This is a genomic window from Rhizobium sp. CECT 9324 (assembly GCF_918741265.1).
GTDB lineage: Bacteria > Pseudomonadota > Alphaproteobacteria > Rhizobiales > Rhizobiaceae > Allorhizobium.
The window spans coordinates 684,452-705,955 of record NZ_CAKKMZ010000002.1; the positions used below are offsets into that span (position 1 = coordinate 684,452).

Annotated in this window: 18 protein-coding genes; 9 read left to right on the top strand and 9 right to left on the bottom strand. The window is 59.2% G+C overall.

Translation table 11 applies throughout. The features are described from left to right. Positions 1-1,191, bottom strand: a complete 1,191-nt coding sequence (locus tag LQ231_RS22980) for a DegT/DnrJ/EryC1/StrS family aminotransferase (RefSeq protein WP_230174219.1) — start codon at positions 1,189-1,191, stop codon at positions 1-3. Positions 1,192-1,430: 239 nt separating this feature from the next. Between LQ231_RS22980 and LQ231_RS22985 the strand changes: the two genes are divergently transcribed. The 4 genes from LQ231_RS22985 (at position 1,431) to minE (ending at position 5,228) form a co-directional block, all read left to right on the top strand. Continuing rightward, positions 1,431-3,185 carry a GMC family oxidoreductase gene (locus LQ231_RS22985; RefSeq protein WP_230174221.1) on the top strand — a complete coding sequence of 585 codons (1,755 nt, stop codon included), beginning with the start codon at positions 1,431-1,433 and terminating at the stop codon, positions 3,183-3,185. 185 nt (positions 3,186-3,370) lie between these two features. Next, positions 3,371-4,117 (top strand): septum site-determining protein MinC, encoded by a 747-nt coding sequence (gene minC / locus LQ231_RS22990; RefSeq protein WP_230174223.1) that lies wholly within the window; start codon positions 3,371-3,373, stop codon positions 4,115-4,117. A 35-nt stretch (positions 4,118-4,152) separates the two neighbouring features. Next, positions 4,153-4,968 carry a septum site-determining protein MinD gene (gene minD / locus LQ231_RS22995; protein ID WP_113140187.1) on the top strand — a complete coding sequence of 272 codons (816 nt, stop codon included), beginning with the start codon at positions 4,153-4,155 and terminating at the stop codon, positions 4,966-4,968. Then, entirely contained in the window at positions 4,965-5,228 is a 264-nt protein-coding gene (gene minE, locus LQ231_RS23000; protein WP_113140188.1) for a cell division topological specificity factor MinE, read from the top strand. The genes minD and minE overlap by 4 nt, the downstream gene beginning before the upstream one ends. A 565-nt stretch (positions 5,229-5,793) precedes the next feature. On the opposite strand, the gene LQ231_RS23005 is transcribed toward minE, so the two are convergent. After that, positions 5,794-6,786 (bottom strand): LysR family transcriptional regulator, encoded by a 993-nt coding sequence (locus LQ231_RS23005; protein ID WP_230174225.1) that lies wholly within the window; start codon positions 6,784-6,786, stop codon positions 5,794-5,796. Between the two features lie 101 nt (positions 6,787-6,887). On the opposite strand from LQ231_RS23005, the gene LQ231_RS23010 reads away from it, so the two are divergent. Then, complete coding sequence (locus LQ231_RS23010; protein ID WP_230174227.1) at positions 6,888-7,859, top strand: MBL fold metallo-hydrolase; 972 nt, start codon at positions 6,888-6,890, stop codon at positions 7,857-7,859. A gap of 768 nt (positions 7,860-8,627) precedes the next feature. On the opposite strand, the gene LQ231_RS23015 is transcribed toward LQ231_RS23010, so the two are convergent. Both LQ231_RS23015 and LQ231_RS23020 read right to left on the bottom strand, forming a co-directional pair. Continuing rightward, complete coding sequence (locus LQ231_RS23015; protein ID WP_230174229.1) at positions 8,628-9,683, bottom strand: Fic family protein; 1,056 nt, start codon at positions 9,681-9,683, stop codon at positions 8,628-8,630. 268 nt (positions 9,684-9,951) lie between these two features. Beyond that, positions 9,952-12,237 carry an FdhF/YdeP family oxidoreductase gene (locus tag LQ231_RS23020; protein ID WP_230174231.1) on the bottom strand — a complete coding sequence of 762 codons (2,286 nt, stop codon included), beginning with the start codon at positions 12,235-12,237 and terminating at the stop codon, positions 9,952-9,954. 157 nt (positions 12,238-12,394) lie between these two features. On the opposite strand from LQ231_RS23020, the gene LQ231_RS23025 reads away from it, so the two are divergent. Next, positions 12,395-13,618 carry an MFS transporter gene (locus LQ231_RS23025; protein ID WP_230174233.1) on the top strand — a complete coding sequence of 408 codons (1,224 nt, stop codon included), beginning with the start codon at positions 12,395-12,397 and terminating at the stop codon, positions 13,616-13,618. A 9-nt stretch (positions 13,619-13,627) separates the two neighbouring features. Then, entirely contained in the window at positions 13,628-14,743 is a 1,116-nt protein-coding gene (locus tag LQ231_RS23030; protein WP_230174235.1) for a 2-polyprenyl-6-methoxyphenol hydroxylase, read from the top strand. Between the two features lie 85 nt (positions 14,744-14,828). On the opposite strand, the gene LQ231_RS23035 is transcribed toward LQ231_RS23030, so the two are convergent. The 5 genes from LQ231_RS23035 to LQ231_RS23055 all read right to left on the bottom strand — a co-directional run bounded on the left by LQ231_RS23035 (position 14,829) and on the right by LQ231_RS23055 (position 19,565). Next, a complete protein-coding gene (locus LQ231_RS23035) occupies positions 14,829-16,502 on the bottom strand; it encodes an FAD-dependent oxidoreductase (RefSeq protein ID WP_230174238.1) in 1,674 nt (557 codons plus the stop codon). Between the two features lie 52 nt (positions 16,503-16,554). Further along, positions 16,555-16,860: a UBP-type zinc finger domain-containing protein gene (locus LQ231_RS23040; protein ID WP_230174239.1), complete on the bottom strand. Its 306-nt coding sequence runs from the start codon at positions 16,858-16,860 to the stop codon at positions 16,555-16,557. 30 nt (positions 16,861-16,890) lie between these two features. Then, entirely contained in the window at positions 16,891-17,262 is a 372-nt protein-coding gene (locus LQ231_RS23045) for a response regulator (RefSeq protein ID WP_230174240.1), read from the bottom strand. A 91-nt stretch (positions 17,263-17,353) separates the two neighbouring features. Next, entirely contained in the window at positions 17,354-17,995 is a 642-nt protein-coding gene (locus LQ231_RS23050) for a response regulator transcription factor (RefSeq protein WP_230174242.1), read from the bottom strand. Then, entirely contained in the window at positions 17,988-19,565 is a 1,578-nt protein-coding gene (locus LQ231_RS23055; RefSeq protein ID WP_230175038.1) for an ATP-binding protein, read from the bottom strand. The genes LQ231_RS23050 and LQ231_RS23055 overlap by 8 nt, the downstream gene beginning before the upstream one ends. Before the next feature lie 377 nt (positions 19,566-19,942). Here LQ231_RS23055 and LQ231_RS23060 point away from each other — a divergent pair, with 377 nt between their 5' ends. Next, on the top strand, positions 19,943-20,461 hold the full coding sequence (locus tag LQ231_RS23060; protein ID WP_230174243.1) for a DNA starvation/stationary phase protection protein: 519 nt from the start codon (positions 19,943-19,945) through the stop codon (positions 20,459-20,461). A 195-nt stretch (positions 20,462-20,656) separates the two neighbouring features. Next, on the top strand, positions 20,657-21,499 hold the full coding sequence (locus LQ231_RS23065) for an alpha/beta hydrolase (RefSeq protein WP_230174245.1): 843 nt from the start codon (positions 20,657-20,659) through the stop codon (positions 21,497-21,499). Positions 21,500-21,504: the final 5 nt, after the last annotated feature.

Genomic DNA, 21,504 nt, shown 5'->3' on the forward strand with positions numbered 1-21,504 from the left:
TCAGGATAGTCCGGCGTTTGTCACAAGGGGACCGAGAGAGAGGTTGCGATTCTTGATCATGCGGTGAGCCATGTAGCGCATGAACGCCAGTGGATAATTCTCACCAACCGTGATCCGACATGTCCGTTTGAGGATATCCAGGGAGCGCGGACATGCCTTGGGAGAGTAATCCATGGGCCGCGCCGCCCACGCAAAGGGGTCGAGTTTCGGATGAACGGTCCGCTGCTCCAGGATCGGTTGCCAGAATGTGTAAACATGACGACTGGAATCGTAGACCCGGTGCACGCCACGCTTGTTGCGGGCGGCAAAATCGCGTGCCTCCTCTTCAGTGTCGAACACCACATGCAGCCCTGCTGCGTTTGCAGCCTCGTGCTGTGGAATGAGGCGCAGACCTCCGCGGCGGGTCAGGATCTCTGCCATCGCCTCGTAGCGTCGCCGCATGCGGCGTAGCATGGGGTCGAGCTTCTTGAGTTGCACATTGAGCATGGCGCCCTGGATCTGGCTGGCCTTCAGATTGACGCCGGGGATCAGCGGAGCATTGGCATTGTCTAGATGCCCGCGAAAGACTGCGCCGATGTCGTGATACATGCGCGCGCGGGCAAACAGCTGGTCGTCATTGGTAACGATGGCGCCGCCTTCACCCACATTGATATTCTTGAACTGGTTGAAGCTGTAAGCGCCAGCATCACCGATCGTGCCGACCTTCCTGCCCTTGTGAGTCAGGCCGACCGCCTGGCAGGCATCCTCGATGACCAGCAGATTGTGATCCTTGGCGATCTGCATGATAGCGTCCATGTCGCAAACCACATTGGCCATGTGCACCGGAATGATCGCGCGTGTGTTGGGCGTGATCTTGCGCAGGATATCTGCCGGATCGATCGTCAGGCTTTGATCAATTTCAACTAGTACCGGCACCGCCCCGACGGCGAGGGGGGCCGCAGCTGTGGCGATCCAGGTATAGGCGGGAACCAGTACCTCGTCTCCCGGGCCGATGCCGGCGGCGGCAAGGGCCGCAATCAAGGCGCCCGTGCCACTGCTGACAACCAACGTGTGCTGAACGCCGAAGGTGGCAGAGAATTCTTTTTCGAAACGGTTGAGCGGGCTTCCGGCGCTTCCGCCATAACGCGACAGCCGCCCCGATGCGATGACGGGAGCGATCGCCAACCATTCTCGCAAGCCAACTTTTGCCATTCACATCTCCAACCCAATAGCCCTTGTCACGGGCAATCTGTCCATGCAGCAAGTCTAGGATTTGTTGTAGCGCAAATCAAAATGGTTATCGGGAGTAGGCTTGTTCCGCCTACGGCCGACAGGCTGTCCTGAATGTGTAGAATGGTTGTTTGGTCTAAGCATATTGGACAATTTCAACGCTTCAGCCGTTTTGTTAGCACTCGGAAAGGCTGCATACAACGAGTGTGAGGGATGATGGCATGGGCGCGCGTGACCTGCGGACAGCTGCAAAGGATACCCTCTATCACGCCGATATCGCCATCGTCGGCGCTGGTCCGGCCGGTCTTGCGATTGCTCGGGAACTGGCCCACACGAAGCTCCGTGTACTGATCGTCGAAAGTGGCGGCTTTGAATTTGACGAGGTGGCCCAAGGGCTCAATCGCGTCGACAATATCGGTGAACCCAAGCCGCGCGACGCGGTGGGCTTGCCGGGGCGGGGTTATAGTGACAGCCTCGCCTCGCTCAACGATATCCCAGCCTTTGAGCTGCGCAACCGTGGCGTGGGGGGAAGTACCCACACCTGGGTGGGCAAATGTGCGGCGTTTGATGAAATCGATTTCGAGCACCGTACATGGCTCCCGGGTTCCGGCTGGCCGGTCACGCGCGAAAGCCTTGAACCGTTTCTCGATCGGGCCGGCAGTCTACTTAACCTCGGTCCCAACCTCTACGACGCCCGCCTACAGGAACATCTCCGCTCTCCTCCAGTGGAGCTGGGTTTCGATCAGAGCAAACTACGATCTTTCTTCTGGCAGTTTAGCCAACAGAGTGCCAGCAAGCGTGAGCCATTTCGTTTTGTTGAGATTGCACGTGGCCTGAACGCGGCGAATATCGAGATCCTGACCCATGCGACCGTGACGCGGATTAATGTCGAGCCGTCCGGAAGAGCTGTGACTTCGCTCGAAGTTCGAAGCCTTTCCGACCATCGCGCTCTCGTGCAGGCGCGCACCATCGTCCTTTGTTCGGGCGGTGTCGAAAATGCAAGGCTTCTTCTGGCGTCGAACTCTGTCATGCCACAGGGCGTCGGAAACGGCAGCGATGTCGTCGGCCGCTACTTGGCCGATCATCCTCGCACCGTGATTGCCAGTTTTCCCAGCCCTGCTCTAGAGCCAGTCGCAAGGCAATTCGGCTTCTTTGGGCTGACCCACCGGGGCCAGCGGCATTTCTATCTTCACGGGCTGGCCCTGAGTCCCGCCATCCAGGCGCGGGAAGGGTTGCTCAATTGCGCCGCATATCCTGTCCAGACCTTGTCGTCCAATGATCCCTGGGCCGCCTTGAAGCGCATGGTCCGCGGATCAAGAACGCCAGGGCGTGATCTATTGACCGTTCTGCGCTCGCCTGACTTGGTGGTGCGCGGTCTTTACGAGCGGCAGGTCCTGTATCGTGGCTTGCCGCGAAAGTCTGACGAACTGCGCTTTGACGTGATGGTCGAGCAGCCGCCGAATCCGGAAAGCCGGATCACGCTTTCGTCTTCCACCGATCGTTTGGGAACACCTCTGGCACGGGTCGACTGGCGGATCGGCGCGCTTGAGCGGCAAAGCGTAAAACGTCTCGCGCGTCTGATGCAGTCCGAATTTAAGGTCGCTGGCTTGCCAGAACCGCGTTTGGCAGACTGGATATTGGCGGATGATGATCAGGCGAGCGCATTCATGGATATGGCGCATCCGTCCGGCACAACGCGGATGGGGACTGATCCAGCGACGAGCGTCGTTGATGCCGACAGCATGGTCCATGGTGTGGATGGCTTGTTTGTTGCCGGAAGTTCGGTTTTCCCGACGGCCGGTCATGCCAATCCGACCCTGATGATCGTGACCTTGGCTTTACGTCTCGCAGATCACCTCAAGCGTCGTGCGATATCTTATGGGATGACTGTCCAAGCGGGAACACCAAATGGTCAACGGAGTGGGGAAATTCTTCCGCTTGCCGCAGCATTCGATCACAAGATCCGGGAACAATAGAGATCAGCAGGCGCGGCTCAAGCTTGGAGCGCGCACTATTCCCGTTCACTCCATAAAACCGGTATGGCAAAAAAACGCGGGTTGGCCATCGGGGTTTCGGTTAATTTCCCTCTAGGCAAGCGGCGCCTGTTAACGATTTGTTAACCATATACGCGCTAGTCATCGTAAACGATTTGTTTACGTAGATGACCAAAGTGCTAAGCGATTCCCGTTCCATCCGCATCAAAGGCCGGTCCTTCCTGGCAGTCGTTCTGGCGCCGGATCTCCCACTTGACGACTGGTTGATCCGCCTGGACGATCTGGCGGCGCGCTCCGCCGGCTTTTTCCTGGGGCGTCCGGTTGTTCTGGATGTATCGGACATCGAAATCGACCGTCCACAGTTGAAGGCACTGATTGCCGCGCTTTCGGCGCGCAATGTCAGCATCATGGGCATCGAGGGCGGGCGTCCGTCCTTGATAGAGCCGGGCATGCCGCCGGCGCTGAAAGGTGGACGGGCGGCAGCCGACTACGAGGTGCCACAGACGGATGAGCCGGCCAAACCGACAAGACAGGTCGAGGAGCAGGCGGCCGAACCCGTGGCCGTTGTAGAGCAATATGCTTCGGCGCCATCGTTGATGGTGCGTGAACCGGTGCGATCCGGCCAGTCGATCGTATTTGCACAGGGTGACATCACCGTACTCGGATCTGTCGCGTCCGGTGCCGAGGTGATCGCCGGTGGTTCCGTGCATATCTACGGTGCCTTGCGGGGGCGGGCCCTCGCCGGATGCCTGGGCAATGGCGAGGCGCGGATCTTTTGCCGTAAATTCGAATCCGAACTGATCGCGATCGACGGTGTCTACGCGATGACCGAAGACATGGACCCGGACCTGCGTGGCAAGCCGGTCCAGCTTTGGCTTGAGGGTGATGCGATCCAAGTTGAGAAGATGATGTGATGATGAATTCGAGCGGGGCTATAGAGGAGAGATATATGGGCAAGGTTGTTGTTGTAACGTCAGGCAAGGGTGGGGTGGGTAAAACCACGTCGACTGCCGCACTGGGAGCGGCTCTTGCGCAACGAAACGAAAAAGTCGTTGTCGTCGATTTCGACGTCGGCTTGCGCAATCTCGATCTGGTCATGGGCGCAGAGCGTCGGGTTGTCTACGATCTGGTCAATGTCATCCAGGGTGATGCCAAGCTGCCGCAGGCGCTGATCCGTGACAAGCGTCTCGAAACACTGTTCCTGCTGCCGGCGTCTCAGACCCGCGACAAGGACAACTTGACCGCCGAAGGCGTTGAGCGTGTCATCACCGAGCTGAAGAAGTATTTCGACTGGATCATCTGCGACAGCCCCGCCGGTATCGAGCGTGGTGCGACGCTTGCCATGCGCCATGCCGACATGGCTGTGGTCGTGACCAATCCGGAGGTCTCCTCCGTGCGCGATTCCGACCGGATCATCGGACTGCTGGATTCGAAGACCTTGAAGGCCGAACGCGGCGAACGCATCGAAAAGCATCTTCTCCTGACCCGCTACGATGCCAATCGCGCTCAGCGGGGCGACATGCTGAAGGTCGATGACGTACTCGAAATCCTGTCGATCCCGTTGCTGGGCATCATTCCGGAGAGCATGGATGTGCTGCGTGCATCCAATATCGGTGCACCGGTCACACTGGCCGATGCGCGTAGCATTCCAGCGCAAGCCTATTTCGATGCGGCCCGTCGTCTTGCCGGCGAAAGCATTCCAATCACTATCCCGGGCGAGAAACGTAGCCTTCTCGACAAGATCTTCGCGCGGAGGGCCGCATGAGCATTTTTTCGCTGTTTCGTAAACAACAACGGTCTGCGCCGATGGCGCGCGAGCGGCTGCAGGTCCTGCTGGCGCATGAGCGCGCGTCACTCGAATCCGATCTGGTCGCAATCCTGCGCGAGGAGATCCTGGCCGTGATCGCCAAGCATGTGGAGTTCGATCGCGACAAGGTCCGGATCAAGATGGACCGCGATGACGATGTTTCCATCCTCGAGATCGATGTCGAGATCCCGCTCAACGCTGCAAGGCTTGCAGCCTAGGTGTGAGCTTTCAGGAGGTTGTCCATTCGGAGCGGCTTCCCACAACACTCTTGTTGCAATTCAGTGATGCTGGCTGGAGAGGCCAGCATCACATGACCGCACCTTTGTCGAATGACCGACCTTCGTGAGCGGGTTGTTGCATCCGTGTTGAGAGGCGAGAACATCCGGACAATGGCTGTACGCTTCGAAGTGCACGCGGGTTGCTCCCAGTTCGATGCAAATCTACTGTAGAGACGTTAGAGCATTATTACAGTCGGCCTGTTTGCTGAATTCCACGTGCCCGCCGGCAACTACGGCTTAGTTCTTTCGGGACAGGCGGGGAGGGATCAGCCAATGGCCGTCGGGGGCTTCCATTGCTACTGGCGTTTCCGTTCAATCAATTGCCAAAGCGATCGGGTGGCTGGTCGCGGTCCTTCGCGCGATGTCGAACATACCGGCAGTGATTGGCGAGGGCATGATAGTTTGCTGCGCCAACGAGATCGGAGGACGGCGCTCCTGTACCTCCTTGGCAGAGCAACCCTTGTCTTCAATCGGTCGGGTTGCTGGGCTAACTACCCCAGCAGTTTCATGAATGCCGGGAAACGAAGATGTCATCGTTGATCTTAACAGAAACTTGCGACTCCTGGCCGCCGGCTGCGGTGCACGCAAGGCTATCGCGGATTTGATGCCGCAGCCAGCCGTTAGCAGGGTCGCTGTCGGCGTGGTTCGCCCAGACCATTTTCACCGGCGGAAAGCTCAGGCTCACGGGCAACGGGCTGACCTCAAGGCCGAGAATTGCCGCGTAACGAGCGGCAATCCGGCTCGGCACCGTGGCAATCACCGGTGCAACCTGTGCCGCCGAGAGCACCGACATATAGCCGGGTGCGGCCGTGATGACGTTCAGTTCAACGCCGGCCATTTCCAGAGCATCCTTAATACAACCCTGCAATGTCTCGTTCTGGGAGATGGTCGCATGCTCGGCGGAAAGATAGTCCGGGAGTTCCACCGGGTTCGACAGTGCCAGCAGCGCGGGATTGTAGCAGCATACCATCTCCGGTTCGTAAAGTGTCTCGAAAGACCGGCGGCTCGTCTTCGAATAAGTGCATCCGACTGCGATGTCGATACTGCCATCCTCCAGCGAAGGCTCCATCGCCTCGTAGGGAAACACCCTCGCTAGAACTTTGAGGCCGGGGGCATCGCGTCGCAAGCGCATCGTCAGTTCGGGGATCAGCAGCAGCTCGATTTCCGGCGACATGGCGATGCGGAAAGTCCGTTCTTCCGTTGCGGGATCAAAAGCCTCGTTACCGGTTAGCGCCAACTGTGCCTGGCGCAGGGCATGACGCACCGGAATGGCCAAACTGCGCGCCCGCGCTGTCGGCTGCATGACTTGGCCTACGCGAATGAACAATTCGTCCTGCAGCAGGACCCGAAGCGTAGAAAGGGAATGGCTCATCGCAGGCTGCTGGATCTTCAGTCGTCGAGCCGCCCTGGTGACGTTACCCTCCGCGATCAGGGCGTCGAAGGCAACAAGCAGGTTGAGGTCGAAAGAGCGCAAATTGAAATGATCGATAGTCGTCATGAGCCACATCGATTTGATTACTGATGGCGCGATACATACGTGCTCTGCAGGTCAGTTCCAAGACCCTCACGTCAACTTCACGCCAGCACCAGGAGTTTCCCATGCAGACCCGCCGTTCCCTTCTCATCAGCACAGCCGGCGCAGCCCTTGCTGCCAGTGCCATGACCACCTTGCCTGCGGCCGCGTTCGCGAAGGCGCCGATTGTCGGCAGGCAAGTAGCCAGCTTCTATCGGCTGAAACTCGGTGACTACGAGATCACCGCGGTCTCCGACGGCACGGTCAAACTGCCAATGTCGAAAATATACAAGGGCATCACCGAGCGCGACGCAGAAACCTATCTCGCCGGTCATTTCCAGGCGGATTCGGAAACTTCGGTCAATGCCTTCGTGGTGAACACCGGCGAAAGGCTCGTTCTCATCGATGCCGGGACCGGGGACCTGATGGGGCCGGCGCTCGGCAAGCTCGTGTCCAACATCGAAGCTGCGGGTTATAGGGCGGACCAGATCGACGACGTCATCCTCACGCACATCCATGCCGACCACTCCGGCGGTCTTGTTTCCAATGGCAAGCGCGTGTTCGAAAACGCGATCCTGCACGTCAACCACCGCGAAGCCGAATTCTGGCTGAAAGCCGATGCCAGGGCCAAGGCTGATAAGGTTTTCGGTCCGCAGATCGCGCAAGCCGAGCAGTGCGTCGGCCCTTACGTCGACGCGAAGAAGTTCGAGACTTTTGCAGACGATGCCGCCCCTTTGCCCGGTTTTGCCTCGGTGCTGCGGGCGGGTCATACGCCTGGCCACAGCGGCATCATCATGGAAAGCCAGGGGAAGAAGATCGTGTTCTGGGGTGACATTGCGCATGGCGACGTGCTCCAGTACGATCGTCCAGAAGTCACGGTCGATTTCGACGTGAACCAGACGATGGCTGCAGCCTCACGCTCCGTTGCTTTCGCCGAGGCAGCCGATCAGAAATATCTGGTCGCAGGCGCCCATCACACCTTTCCGGGCATCGGCCATGTCAGGCGGGACGAGACGAACTACGACTGGGTACCACTGGCCTACAGCGCCAACTACTGAGTTCGGATCGGGCTCCGTCTCCCTGACGGGGCCCGACGTCAGTACAGCGGATGCGTTCTAGTGAACATGCTACGTTGATAACACCGGGCTCGATCAGGCCACACAAGGCAGAGGCACCAGGCCTTGCACGGATCGACGGGTTGCGCAGATTCGGCCGCCAACCCCACGATGGTGGTATAGAGTTTCTTGGTGGGGCTTCGGATCTGCTATTTGGCCGAGTTGATCGCCTCCTCGGGTGCTTCAATACGCTTCATCACCGTTTCGAAGCCAGGTGGGGTCGAACAGATCATCGCTGACATTCTTTCATAGTCGACGGTGAGCTTCTTGCGCAAATCTGGTGTCGGCACGAGGCAATAGGCCAATCCAAGTTGCGCTATCCGGGGGCCAGACCACGCCGTTTGTTCCTATCCGGAAGCCGACATCGTTTCGGCGTAGGCCTATAGCGATGAGCGAACCGGGTGCATGCGATATGGGGAATGACGTCGTGCCGCGCTTCTTGGCGACAGTCAGTTACAAGCCTGCAGACTTATGCTTCGAACTTGCATCAAAGAGGGGAAGCTGACGCTGGGTCAGCGAGCGCACGACGGCCCCTTGTTGTTCTCAATCCCCGAAATCGGACAGTCCGGACACCTCACCAAATCGGTCATTCCGGAGAGCCCAGAAGCCGCCTGGATGAGAGATTTTGATGTGGAGATACAGTTCGCGACAGGGTCGTGGGTTCAGATCCGTTCAAGGCGCCCTCTTTCCGACGGGCCTGAAACCCCTTTATTAGGAAAGACCATACCAGGCGCCGCGGCCGGCACCGTGCAGGACGAGGTGCCCTTGATCCACGAGTGCCTTGAGATGGTCCTTAATGGTGTGACGGCTTGCATCGGTGATCCGTGTAGCCTCCGCGACAGTGATCCGGCCGTGCTCGCGCGCCAACTCGAGCAATGTTACGGATAGTTCCGGCATGTCGGCGAGGATTATTCTCTCGCGCTCCATTTTCTTCTCAAGCCGCGTCTTCTGCCGATGCAGGGCCCTCAAAAAGAACTCGATCCAGGGATTCCAGTCGGGCTCGGCACTGCGGATCGTTCCCTGCGTGCGCCGAAGCGAGACGTAGTAGCTCTCCTTGCTTTGCTCGATGATGCTTTCGAGCGAGCTGTAGGGGACGTAAGCGTAGCCGGCCCGCAGGAGCAACAAGGTTGTCAAAATACGCGATAGGCGGCCATTGCCATCCTGGAATGGATGGATTTCGAGGAAAACGACAACGAAGATCGCAACGACCAAAAGTGGATGGAGCCGCTTTTCTCGCCCTTGCTCATCCAGCCAGGCGATCAGTTCTTCCATTCGGCGCGGCGTATCGAACGGCGATGCCGTTTCGAAAACTATGCCAAGGCTCTCGCCCTGTTCGTTAAACGCTTCCACGTTGTTGGAGAGGGTTTTGTAAGCGCCGCGATGCCGCTCGTCCTTTGTCGAATGTGCAAGAAGGTCGCGGTGGAGCTGGCGGATGTGGTTCTCGGTGAACGAAATAGCTTCGTAAGCACTGAAGATGGTTTCCATCACCTCCGCGTAGCCGGCAACCTCTTGCTCGTCACGTGTCGTAAACGACCCCAGGCTAATGTTTGCCAGTAGCTTTTCGACCTCGCGGTCGGTGAGGCGTGCCCCTTCGATGCGGGTGGAGGAACCGACGCTTTCGATCGTGGCGACACGCCGGAGGCCGGACAGACGCTCAGGCGCGATCCGGCCGATCGCACGCCAAGCACCCTTGAATTCGTCGATTTCGGCGATCAGCGAAAGGATTTCGGGCGTAATCCGAACGGTCGCCGTATCTAGGAATTCCATTTTTGCATCCATTCTCATCCAATTCCCTGAGACGCTCTCATGCACTATTTATCCATCCAATTCCATCCAATTTCCACGAGAGGGTTCGCCAGATCTGTCGGTCGTCAGCGAGATGACTGGCCATACTTCACTCGAGCGGATCCAGTTTGCAGCGAGACGAGAGAAGATGAACGAGGATGACAGCTATCAGCAATGTGAATGAAGCGGAGATGGCCCGCCGTTGTGGTCGCCACGACAACTTGTGACCCCGACCTTGGAGCGGGGCCCCTCACGCGCGTCCGCGTATCGTGACTGGAACACCCTTGTAGGCGGGGGTCCCGGATTTCCTGTCGTAGTCGGCCAGCGCGATGACCTTATTCATTTCCGGATAGTAGCCGGCCACCGAGCCGGGTGGGATGTCATAGGCGACGGCCATGAAACCGCTCACGGTCCGGGCATTGCGTGCCGAAATCGACTCGATGTCGATAAGGTCGCCGTCGACCAGGCCCCGCGCTTCAAGGTCCAGGCGGTTCATGAAGATGACGTCTCGGCGACCGAAAACGCCACGGTAGCGGTCGTCCAGCCCGTAGATGGTGGTGTTGTACTGGTCGTGGCTGCGCAGCGTGGTCAAGACCAGCGCGTCGTTTGCGCGCAGGCGCGGATCCTCATCGAGGCCGGGCCCGACCAGGAATTCGGCTTTGCCGGATGGTGTCTTCCAAATGCGCTCGGAGGCCGGAACGCTGAGACGAAAGCCGCCGGGTGTCTTGATGCGCGTGTTGAAATCCCGGAAGTCGGGGAACACGATCTCGATTTTGTCGCGGATCAGTCGGTAGTCGGCAGTCATCGCCTGCCAGTCGATTGTGTATTTGTCGCCGAGCGTCGCTGCGGCGATGCCGGCTATGATAGCGGGCTCCGACTTCAGCTCATCACCAGGGGGCTTGAGGAATCCCCGCGAGGAATGCACCATCGACATCGAATCCTCGACGGTCACCCACTGTGGACCTGTCGTCTGTAGGTCCTGATCTGTGCGGCCCAAGACGGGCAGGATAATCGAGGTCTTGGCGATCAGCAGATGCGAGCGGTTGAGCTTGGTCGCCATATGGACGGCGAGGTCTAGCTGTCGCAAGCCTTGGAAGGTTGCCTCGGGATCGGACATGGCAACGGCGAGGTTGCCGCCGAGGCATACCAGCGCTTTCGACCTGCCCTCGATAATGGCTTCGATCGCCTCGACGGCATTGTGGCCCTTCTCCGCAGGCGGTCGGAAACCGAAAGCCCTTTCCATGCCGTCGATCAGGGCATCATTCGGGATTTCTGTGATGCCGACCGTGCGGTCGCCCTGGACGTTGGAATGGCCACGCAGGGGACATATTCCTGCGCCCTGGCGCCCGATATTACCGCGCAGCATCAGGAAATTGGCGAGCTGCTGGACATTGGCCGTGCCATTGGTGTGCTGGGTAATGCCCATGCCATAACAAAGGATAACGTTCTTTGCCTTGAGATAGACATCGACGGCGCTGTCGAGCGCCTCAAGCGCTAGGCCGGATTTTTCCAAGATTTGGTGCCAATCGGTGCGCTCGATATCCGCTTTCAGTGCGTCGAGTCCGATTGTGTGAGCCTCGATGAAATCGCGGTCGAGCACGCCCGGTCCGCCAGCTGCGATATCGGCCGCATCCCGTTCAAAGATGCGCTTCATCATGCCCTTGAGCGCAGCGAGATCGCCACCGGTGCGAACCTGATGATAGGCAGACGCGATCGGCGTCGAGGATAGGGTCGTCATCTCGATCGGGTCCTGCGGGGCGGCAAACCGTTCCAGTGCGCGCTCCTTCAGCGGGTTGAACACGACAATTGGCACGCCGCGGCGGGAAGCCTCGTGCAGTGTCGTCATCATCCGCGGATGGTTGGTGCCGGGATTGTGTCCGAACGAAAAGATCGCGTCGGTATGGTCGAAGTCCTCCAGGGTCACGGTGCCCTTGCCGACGCCGATAGACATCGGCAGGCCGACGCTGGTAGCCTCGTGGCACATGTTGGAACAATCGGGGAAATTGTTGGTGCCGTAGGCGCGGACGAACAGCTGGAAGAGGAACGCCGCTTCGTTGGAAGCGCGGCCAGACGTATAGAATTCGGCCATGTGCGGGCTCGGCAGGCTATTGAGTCCCGAAGCGATCCGCGCAAATGCCGCATCCCATTCAATCGGAAGATATCGGTCACTGGCATGATCGTAGATCAGCGGATGGGTGAGCCGCCCCTGGTCTTCGAGCTTGTGGTCGCTCCATTGCCAAAGCTCCGCCACCGGATGCTCGGCGAAGAATTCCGAGCCGGCGCGCTTGGATGTCGATTCCCAAGTGATTGCCTTGGCGCCGTTCTCGCAGAACTCGAACGAGCTCGTATGTTTCGGGTCCGGCCAGGCGCAGCCGGGGCAATCGAACCCGGAAGGCTGGTTGGCCTTCAACAGTGTCCGCGCACCCTCGGCGATAATCTGCTGGCGCGCCAGCGTCTGTGCGACGGCCTTGAGCGCCCCCCAGCCGCCGGCGGGTGCCGTATATGTCTCGATACCATCCGGCCGCTTCTTGCTCATCACTGTCTCCATCTCAAATGTCAGGAAAACCTAGCACCTGCTGCGCGAGGGCGAACCTAGACCGATGTATAGGTTCGGCTAGACGTCCATTGAATGTCAGGCAAACGTCTCCGAGCCTAGATTGTGCCACGATTACATCAGGCAACGGAGCAAGGTTATGGACATGACAGGACCGAGGCAGACGGCTGGGGCGCCCGACACAAGTGGCGGCGATATCGGACAGGGTGCATTGCTGGCCATGGCCATTGCCAGCGGCATTGCCGTTGCCAATATTTACTACAACCAGCCAATGCTCGGCATTATCGAGGCCGAGTTCCAGCATCAGCCGATCACCGGCATGGTGCCAACGGCGACACAACTGGGTTACGCGCTGGGGCTCTTCCTGCTCTTGCCGCTGGGTGACCTTGTCAATCGACGGCGTATGATCATCGGCCAGTTCGTTGTTCTGGCCGCAGCCTTGGGTTTGGCTGCACTGGCACCGACTGCCTGGATGCTGCTTGCAGCCTCTGTCATTGTCGGAGCCTGTTCGACTGTTGCTCAGCAGATCGTTCCCTTCGCCGCGTCGCTGGCACCGCCGGAAAAACGCGGCGCCACCATTGGAACGGTGATGGCAGGTGTTCTCTCCGGCATTCTGTTCAGCCGCACCCTCTCGGGTTTCGTCGGCGAACATGCCGGCTGGCGGGAGATGTTCTGGATCGGCGTCCCGCTTGCCCTTCTGGCCGCGGGTCTGATGTTCGCGGTCCTGCCGCATCACCGGCCGACATCAACGCTGCGCTATCATCAGGCTCTCCGTTCCCTCGGTCAGCTCTGGAAACGGCATCCGCCACTCAGGGCGGCGACCGTCATTCAGGCATTCTTGTTCGCTTCCTTCACGGCCTTCTGGACAATCCTGGCGCTCTATCTCGCAGGACCGAACTTCCAGCTGGGGGCGGATGTCGCCGGCCTGTTCGGGATTGTCGGTGCGGTCGGTATATTCGCAGCACCGCTCGCCGGTCGGGTCGCGGATAGAAGAGGGCCGCATTTCGTCGTCTGGTTCGGGGCCGCGCTGACCATCGTCGCCTGGCTGATCTTCAGCGCATGGGCATCCATCGTCACTCTGGTCGTCGGCGTCATCGTGCTGGATTTCGGCATCCAGAGTGCGCTGATCTCCAACCAGCACATCATGTATGCGCTCGACGCCGATGCGCGCAGCCGCCTCAATACGATTTTCATGGCGGGTATGTTTCTCGGCGGTGCGGCAGGCTCGGCGATGGCGACATTTGCATGGGGCGAGGGCGGCTGGCTGATGGTCAGTGCGCTGGGGGCAGCCCTTGGCATCGCAGCCTTCGCAGTCAAGTTCGCGCATCATCGGCGGCACAAGCCCGCTGTGGCTGGGCAGTGAGGCGCTAAGATGGAAAAACTCCGTATCAGGATCGTCGGCGGGTCGCTCGCTGGTCTCTTTGCCGGCATCCTTCTACAAAATGCCGGCCATGATGTCCGCGTCTACGAGCGCTCGGTGAGCGGCCTTGCCGGCCGCGGCGCAGGCCTGGTCGGTCAGAGCGATCTGCTGCGCATTCTTCGACTGATAGGATGCGAGTATGTTGCCCATGTCGGCGTGGTCGCCAAGGAACGCATCTATCTCAACCGTGATGGCAGCATTGCCCAGACTGTCCACATGCCGCAAACCCAGATCTCCTGGGATATCCTGTTTGATACCCTCGCCTGGCGTATCGCCCCTGGCAGCTATGTCCTCGGTCGGAAGGCCGTGGACGTCGTAGATGGAACGGCTGGCGCCGAGTTGATCTTCGCCGATGGCACGCGAGAGACTGCGGATCTCGTCATCGGCGCGGACGGTCTCGGCTCCGTCGTGCGCCGGGCAGTCAATCCGGCAGATCATCAGAATCACTATAGCGGCTATGTCGCCTGGCGCGGATTGATCCCGGAGCCGAGCCTTCCCCTGGATGCGGGGTTGCTGCTGGATCGCTTCGCCTTCTGTGTCCAGCCCGGCGTGCATGTGCTGGGCTACCTGGTGCCGGGCTCGAAGGGGGAAAGGCAAAGCGGCAGCCGTCGCTACAACTGGGTCTGGTACCGCAAGGTGCTGCGGAGTGAACTTGCCGGGACATTCACGGATATGGACAACCGCGGGCACGCATTTTCTCTGCCGCGTGGTGGCCTGTCCGACGATCGTCTGGAGGCCTTGCGCGACGATGCCCGGCAGATTCTGCCGCACCAGTTTGCGCTGGCGGTCGAAGCCGAGCCGAGCCCATCGATCCAGGGTATTTTCGACTATGAAGCACCGCGCATGATCGGCCGGTCGATCGCGCTGATCGGCGATGCTGCCTTCGTCGCACGGCCGCACACGGCCATGGGTGTGTCGAAGGCAGCAGGCGATGTCATGGCCTTGAGCAACTGTCTCGCGCAGGAGGGCGATCTCACCATTGCCTTGCAACGCTATGAAGCTGAACGCATGGTCGTCGATCGAGACATCGTCGCCTATGGTCTGCAACTGGGGGCATCGGCGCTCTGAATACGAGGCGGATGCCTTGCGTAGAATGAAAAACGACCCGTCTGCCTTGCCGACGGGTCGCTCGCGTTTGGGGAGGAAGATGCAATTAACGAGGGGTGCTTGCGAAGCTCAGCGCCTGGTGAATTTGAGAGACCACTGTAGCGCCTTCGCCCACGGCCGCCGCGACCCTCTTGGTCGATCCCGCACGGACATCGCCTATGGCAAATACGTTCGGCAGGCTGGTTTCGAGGGGCAGGGGATTGCGAGCAACGCTGCAACGCGTGTCGAAGGATTGCCCTGTCACGATGAAGCCTTTGGCGTCGAGTTGGACGCGGTCGCTGATCCAGCCGGTATTGGGATCGGCTCCGATGAAGAGAAACAGGTGGTGCAGGGGTAACTGCAGTTCGCTGCCGGAAACCCGATTGCGCACAGTTGCAGATGAAAGACCGATTGTGGCCTCGCCGTCGATGGCATCAACTTCGCAGTTCATATGGAACTCTACATTGGGTAGAGCTTTGATGCGGTCAATCAGATATTGCGACATGGTCTGGTCCAGCGCTCGCCGGATGACCAAGTTCAGTTTCCTGACATGTGGCGCCAAAAAGACGATAGCCTGGCCTGCTGAATTGCCGCCGCCGACCAGAGCCACCTCCTCGCCAGCACAGAGCTTTGCTTCGATCGGCGAGGCCCAGTAGGAGATGCCTTTCCCTTCGAAGGTCGAGATGTTGGCGACGTCTGGCCGCCGGTAGCGTGCGCCGGATGCGATCACGACGCTGCGCGCCTCCACCGTCTTGCCGCCTGCGAGGCCAAGCCTGAGGGGCGCGCCCTCTTCCTTTGGCGGGACCAGGCTGTTGACTTCAACCGGCAGCACCATCTCCGCGCCGAATTTAAGTGCCTGAGTATGGGCGCGGCCGGCCAGGGCCTGGCCGGATATGCCCGTCGGGAACCCGAGATAGTTTTCGATGCGTGACGAGGCGCCCGCCTGGCCACCCACGGACCGTTCGTCGATGACGATCACGTCAAGACCTTCGGATGCCGCATAGACTGCGGTGGCCAGTCCCGCAGGCCCGGCGCCAACGACGGCAAGATCGTAAAGTTTGCCAGGGGTGAGCTGCGGTGTCATCCCCAGGCATGCTGCGGCTTCAGCATCGGTCGGGTTCTTCAAAACCGTGCCGTTGGGACAGACCATCAGGGGAAGTTCCGACACAAGAATGCCCAGGCGTTCGATCAGCGCCCGACCTTCTCCCTCGGCGGTCGCATCGAGCACGATGTATGGGAAGGCACTGCGGGCTAGAAAGCCCTGCAACCGTGAAAGTGCAGCATTTCCCACCGTTCCGATCAGAACGGAACCTGCACCGGCATCGATGAGGCCAACGCGGCGTAAAATGAATGCGCGCATGATGGTCTCGCCGACATCTGCGGAGCCAATGACCAGCGCGCGCAAATGCGCGGCATCGAAAGCGATGGCCGTGCAACCTGACGATCCGGCGCGTGCGCCTGCAAGCGTCGGGCGACCCGACAGCTGGTTGACTTCGCCTGACAGCTGGCCGACACCATGGGTGGTGATTGGCGCCTCATGGGACAGACCTTCGTGGCGAAAAACGTCCATGGATCCTTCGAGCACCAGCCAGGCGGGTGCCGCATGGTCACCCACCTTGTAGACGTATTCACCGGGCGCGAAGCGCTTCGGCTCACCGCTTGAAAAGCGTTTGGCCGTCTCGATCTGATGGGGTGTGAGCACCGGAAACATCTGGTGCTGACGTGCACTGAGATCTGCCATCACTTGCCTCCGGTTCGTTAGGTCAATTGTCCAAGCGTTTTAAGACGCGGATTCAGTAAAATCGTGGTATCGGCCCTCGCTGCGGTGTCTGATCCGGCAGGTCCACCATCGTCTCGTCTACATAGCACCAGCCCCAGCCTTCCGGTGGGTCATAGCCTTCGATGATTGGATGCCGGGTCGTATTGTAGTGTGCTGTGGCATGGCGGCCGGGGGACTGATCACAGCAGCCGACATGACCACATTCGCGGCAGAGCCTCAAGTGGAGCCAGACTTGCCCGGTCTTGAGGCATTCCTCGCAACCAAGAGTGTGTGGCTTGACGGATCTGATCGTCGCTGTGTGGGAGCATCGGTGAGACATGACTTTCTCTCCTTCAACGTGTTGAGGTATTCAATGCGTCAGCGCTTTTTCGAGACACTGGACAAGCTGGTTGAAATCGACCGGCTTGCCAAGAAACGCGAACGCACCGCCGTCCATGGCTGCCGCCCTCGTTCGTTCGTCTTGATAGGACGTCATGAAGATCATCGGCGGCTTATGGTCAGCCTGTGCATTCAATACGGTCTGCAGTTCGATGCCGCTCAGGCCCGGCATTTTGACGTCGACCAGCATACAGTCGATCCCGGCGCGATCGCCATCGGCGAGAAAGTCTTCCGCAGACGAATACAGTCGGCTCTCGTAGCCGCAAGACGAAACGAGATCGTCAAGGGCTTCGCGGATCGACCGATCGTCGTCAACGATGGCTACGACGGGTGTTTTGGACAATGTACTCAAGCCTTGCCTGATGAAGTCAACTGGCCTTGATATACGCCGCCGAAAAGGTGCCTTGCACCATACAAGGGTCTAGGTTTTGGCTTCAAAGCCCCAGCAGTTCGGCCTTGCGCACCAGTTCGGCGACGGAGCGCGCCTCCATCTTGCGCATGACATTGCCGCGATGCAGTTTGACCGTGATTTCACTGATCCCGAGATTGAAGGCGATCTGCTTGTTCATCAGACCTTGGACCACGGCTGCCATCACCTCGTGTTCGCGGCGTGTTAGTGTCTTGGCCAGTTCAGAGACGGCGCCGTTGGCAGCGGATTGCTGACGGACTTCACGGTCTTTCTGGAACGCCACCGCGACCGCGTCGAGGATGTCCTGATCCCGAAACGGTTTGGCCAGGAAGTCGATGGCACCGGCTTTCATGGCCCGCACGGTCATCGGAATGTCTCCATGACCGGTCATGAAGATGATCGGCATGCGGTTGCCGAGTTTTTCCAGATGAAGCTGGAAGTCCAGGCCATTTGCGCCCGGCAGGCGCACGTCAAGCAGGATGCAGCCCGGTCGGCCAAGATCGGCATTGTCGAGCAGATCCTGAGGGCTCTCGAAGGATTTTGCCTCCGTTCTCGTCGACAGGAACAGATCGACCAGCGCTTCGCAGATCGAAGGGTCATCGTCAACGACATAAACAATGGGTATATCGCCGCTCGGCGTTTTGGCAGACTTTCGGGCATCATTCATGGGTGGCCTCGATCGGTACGATCATTTCGAACTCGGCGCCGCCATCACTATGGTTTCTGGCGGCCAGCGTGCTGCCACGGGCTTCCAGCATGCTGCGGCAGATGGCAAGGCCCATGCCGAGGCCGGTTTCCTTGGTGGTACAGAACGGCTTGAACAGGTTTCGAAGGATATCTGAGCCAAGGCCGGGGCCGCTGTCGCGAACCCTGATCGCTACTTTTTGGGCGTCGGCTGCTTCAATTGTCACCTCTATCCAACGCTTGGTTTCCGGTATATCAGCCATGGCCTGAAGGGCATTGGTGATCAGATTGATCAACACTTGCTGCAGTTCTATCCTGACGGCATTGACAGTGGGCAGTTCGCTTTCAGCGATGATGTCAAACCGGACCGCATTTCTGAGCAGTTCGCTTTCCATCAGGGCGCGTGTTTCTGCGACAAGCTGTATCAGCGACACCGGCTCGATAACGGGTGCATGGTTGCCGAGCATCGACCTTGTGCTTTGGATAATGTCACTGGCGCGCTGGCTGTCGCGGACAATGCGCTCGGCCGAGCGAGAAACGGCCGCCAGATCGGGCGGGTCGCGATCAAGCCAGCGCTGCAGGGTCTGGGCATTGACGACGAGTGCGCCGAGCGGCTGGTTGAGTTCGTGCGCAAGCGAAGCCGAAAGGGCGCCGACAGTTGCTGCGCGCGACGCGAGTGCGAGCTCGGCCTGAGCTTCGAAGAGTGCCTTCTGGGTCATTTCACGTTCTGTAACATCAAACATTCCAACAATGACGCGATTGAAATTGGCGGCATCTTCCGGAAAGCCCACCGTCAGCAACACCATTTTGTTGGTGCCGTCGGCCGCAATGATCGTCCCTCGACCCTCGAAGTGTCTCTTGTTTTCGAAGATCGCGACCATCAGCTCAAGGAAGGTCGTGTCATCAGGTGCAATGTAACGGCGCATTGATCGCACATCCTGCGCATCGACGATGCCGAGAAGTTCAAGTGCGGCCGCATTGGCCGCGATTGTGGGCACACGTGCAATGCAGTTTTCGACAAGGTCCGGATTGTCTCGTGCATGCGCACGCAGATCGAAAATCCCCTGTGCCCGCAATGCCATCAACATGGCACGCACCTCGGAGTAATCGCGCTCCCAAAGGGCGACACGACCTTGCTCGAAAATTGTGCGGTAGCGCTCCTCGCTGCTGCGAAGCGCGGCGTTGAAGCGCAGCAGATCGAGGCGCGCGCGCTGGTTGCGAATGATCAAGGCGCAGGTGATTGCCATTGCAGCAACAGCGACGATCAGGCGGAGTGCCGCCGCCATGTCGCCCTGTAGCCCATGCGCTGTCACATACGAAAACATCGAAAGGCTGACGCAGCTGCCCGTCAGAAGCAGCGTACCCTTTTCCGTCAGCGTTTCGGCCGAGAGCAGAAGGGTGATCACATAGAGCGTGGCGAGCGCGCTGTGGATGTCTGTGAAAGTGTCGAGATAGAAAACCGTCGCTGCAAGGACAACGGCGAATGTAAGTATTCCGATCTCGTGGCGTGCCGGCAGACGCCGTTTTGGGTTCACAAGAACAAGCGGCTGCAATGCTTTACCCCATTTCGGTTTGGATTGGATGATCAAGCCACTCCGGTTGACAAAAAGCAATCGCATTACTGGCTAATTCCGTGCGAGCTCAATCTCATAAGCTGAAAAAGAAGAGGCCATCCCAGGGCGGCTGGGATGGCCTCAATCGGATCGCGACATCCGAAGGTTCAGGGGAGGGGATGCCTGAACCGTCAGGGCCTTGCAGCCCAGCCTGTCTTCTCGGGAGGGGACAGAAGACACCCGATTTGTAACCTGAGCGGCGGCCTTGCGAAACTATACCAAGGTGTGGGTCGGACTAACCAAGCATTCGATACTGCGGCTCGTGGCTCTCGTCTAAAAAGTCTCCAGCAACCGCAACAATCCCAATGGAGACAGTCATGGACCGCAAGATTACCGAGAAACACCGCAAGTCGCCGCTCGCAACGCCGACCTCCCTGAGCTCCAATGCAACAACCGATATCGCCGGTGCTCTGACGGCACTTCTGGCCGATGTCTTTGCACTCTATCTGAAGACGAAAAATTTTCACTGGCATATGAGCGGACCGCATTTTCGCGATTACCACCTGATGCTCGACGAGCAGAGTGAGCAGATCTTTGCGATGACCGACGACATCGCCGAGCGGGCCCGCAAGATCGGCGGCACGACGGTCCGTTCGATCGGACACATTTCGAGGGTGCAGCGTCTGCTCGACAATGACGCGGACTTTGTCACCCCGGACGATATGCTGGCCGAACTTCGCGAGGACAATCTCACACTGGTCTCCCTGATGAAGGAGACTCACGCACTGTGCGACGAACACGGCGACATCGCGACCGCCAGTCTGATCGAAAACTGGGTGGACGAGGCAGAGCGCCGCGCCTGGTTCCTGTTCGAGACAACCCGCGGCGCAAAGTGAGCCATTTGAGCCTTTAAGAGGTCGTGCCGGTTCGGCTTTGAGCTGGACAAACAAATCGGAGAGACCGATGACCACCGAGTTTTCTCTTTCTCGCCGGCAGTTCTGCTGACCGGAACCACCATTTCTCTGGCTTTGGCCATGCCGACCCTGGCTTCGGAAACACTTACCTCACTCAACCAAAAAGGAATTGAACCGATGGCCCATAATTTTGTGACCACCAAGGATGGCGTTGAAATCTTCTACAAGGACTGGGGTCCGAAGGACGCGCAGCCGATCGTCTTCCACCATGGCTGGCCGTTGTCCTCCGACGACTGGGACACGCAGTTGCTGTTCTTCGTCAATCAGGGCTACCGGGTTGTCGCGCATGATCGCCGCGGCCACGGCCGTTCGGCTCAGGTCAGCGAGGGTCACGACATGGACCACTACGCCGCCGATGCGGCTGCTGTCTTCGAACATCTCGACCTGCGCAACGCCGTGCATATCGGCCACTCGACCGGCGGTGGCGAAGTCGCCCGCTATGTTGCCAAATACGGTCAGCCTCAGGGCCGTGTTGCTAAGGCGGTGCTGGTCAGTGCTGTCCCGCCACTGATGGTCAAGACAGCAGCAAATCCTGATGGCACGCCGATCGAGGTTTTCGACGGTTTTCGCGCAGCGCTCGCCGCCAATCGCGCGCAGTTCTACATCGACGTGGCTACCGGCCCGTTCTACGGCTTCAACCGCGAGGGCGCCAAGATCTCGCAGGGAGTGATCAACAATTGGTGGCGCCAGGGCATGATGGGCAGCGCCAAGGCCCACTATGAGGGCATCAAGGCCTTCTCCGAAACCGACCAGACCGAAGATCTCAAGGCGATCACCGTGCCCACTCTGGTCACCCAAGGTGACGACGACCAGGTCGTGCCCTACAAGGACGCCGCGGAACTCCAGGCAAAGCTGTTGAAGAACAGCACGATCAAGATCTACAAGGGCTTCCCACACGGCATGCTGACCACGCATGCCGACGTGATCAATCCGGACCTGCTGGCATTCATCAAGGGTTGAGCTTC

Coding starts and splice junctions, on each gene's coding strand:
- LQ231_RS22980 (WP_230174219.1), bottom strand. CDS start 1,191: ATGGCAAAAGTTGGCTTGCGAGAATGGTTGGCGATCGCTCCCGTCATC.
- LQ231_RS22985 (WP_230174221.1), top strand. CDS start 1,431: ATGGGCGCGCGTGACCTGCGGACAGCTGCAAAGGATACCCTCTATCAC.
- minC (WP_230174223.1), top strand. CDS start 3,371: ATGACCAAAGTGCTAAGCGATTCCCGTTCCATCCGCATCAAAGGCCGG.
- minD (WP_113140187.1), top strand. CDS start 4,153: ATGGGCAAGGTTGTTGTTGTAACGTCAGGCAAGGGTGGGGTGGGTAAA.
- minE (WP_113140188.1), top strand. CDS start 4,965: ATGAGCATTTTTTCGCTGTTTCGTAAACAACAACGGTCTGCGCCGATG.
- LQ231_RS23005 (WP_230174225.1), bottom strand. CDS start 6,786: ATGACGACTATCGATCATTTCAATTTGCGCTCTTTCGACCTCAACCTG.
- LQ231_RS23010 (WP_230174227.1), top strand. CDS start 6,888: ATGCAGACCCGCCGTTCCCTTCTCATCAGCACAGCCGGCGCAGCCCTT.
- LQ231_RS23015 (WP_230174229.1), bottom strand. CDS start 9,683: ATGGAATTCCTAGATACGGCGACCGTTCGGATTACGCCCGAAATCCTT.
- LQ231_RS23020 (WP_230174231.1), bottom strand. CDS start 12,237: ATGAGCAAGAAGCGGCCGGATGGTATCGAGACATATACGGCACCCGCC.
- LQ231_RS23025 (WP_230174233.1), top strand. CDS start 12,395: ATGGACATGACAGGACCGAGGCAGACGGCTGGGGCGCCCGACACAAGT.
- LQ231_RS23030 (WP_230174235.1), top strand. CDS start 13,628: ATGGAAAAACTCCGTATCAGGATCGTCGGCGGGTCGCTCGCTGGTCTC.
- LQ231_RS23035 (WP_230174238.1), bottom strand. CDS start 16,502: ATGGCAGATCTCAGTGCACGTCAGCACCAGATGTTTCCGGTGCTCACA.
- LQ231_RS23040 (WP_230174239.1), bottom strand. CDS start 16,860: ATGTCTCACCGATGCTCCCACACAGCGACGATCAGATCCGTCAAGCCA.
- LQ231_RS23050 (WP_230174242.1), bottom strand. CDS start 17,995: ATGAATGATGCCCGAAAGTCTGCCAAAACGCCGAGCGGCGATATACCC.
- LQ231_RS23060 (WP_230174243.1), top strand. CDS start 19,943: ATGGACCGCAAGATTACCGAGAAACACCGCAAGTCGCCGCTCGCAACG.
- LQ231_RS23065 (WP_230174245.1), top strand. CDS start 20,657: ATGGCCCATAATTTTGTGACCACCAAGGATGGCGTTGAAATCTTCTAC.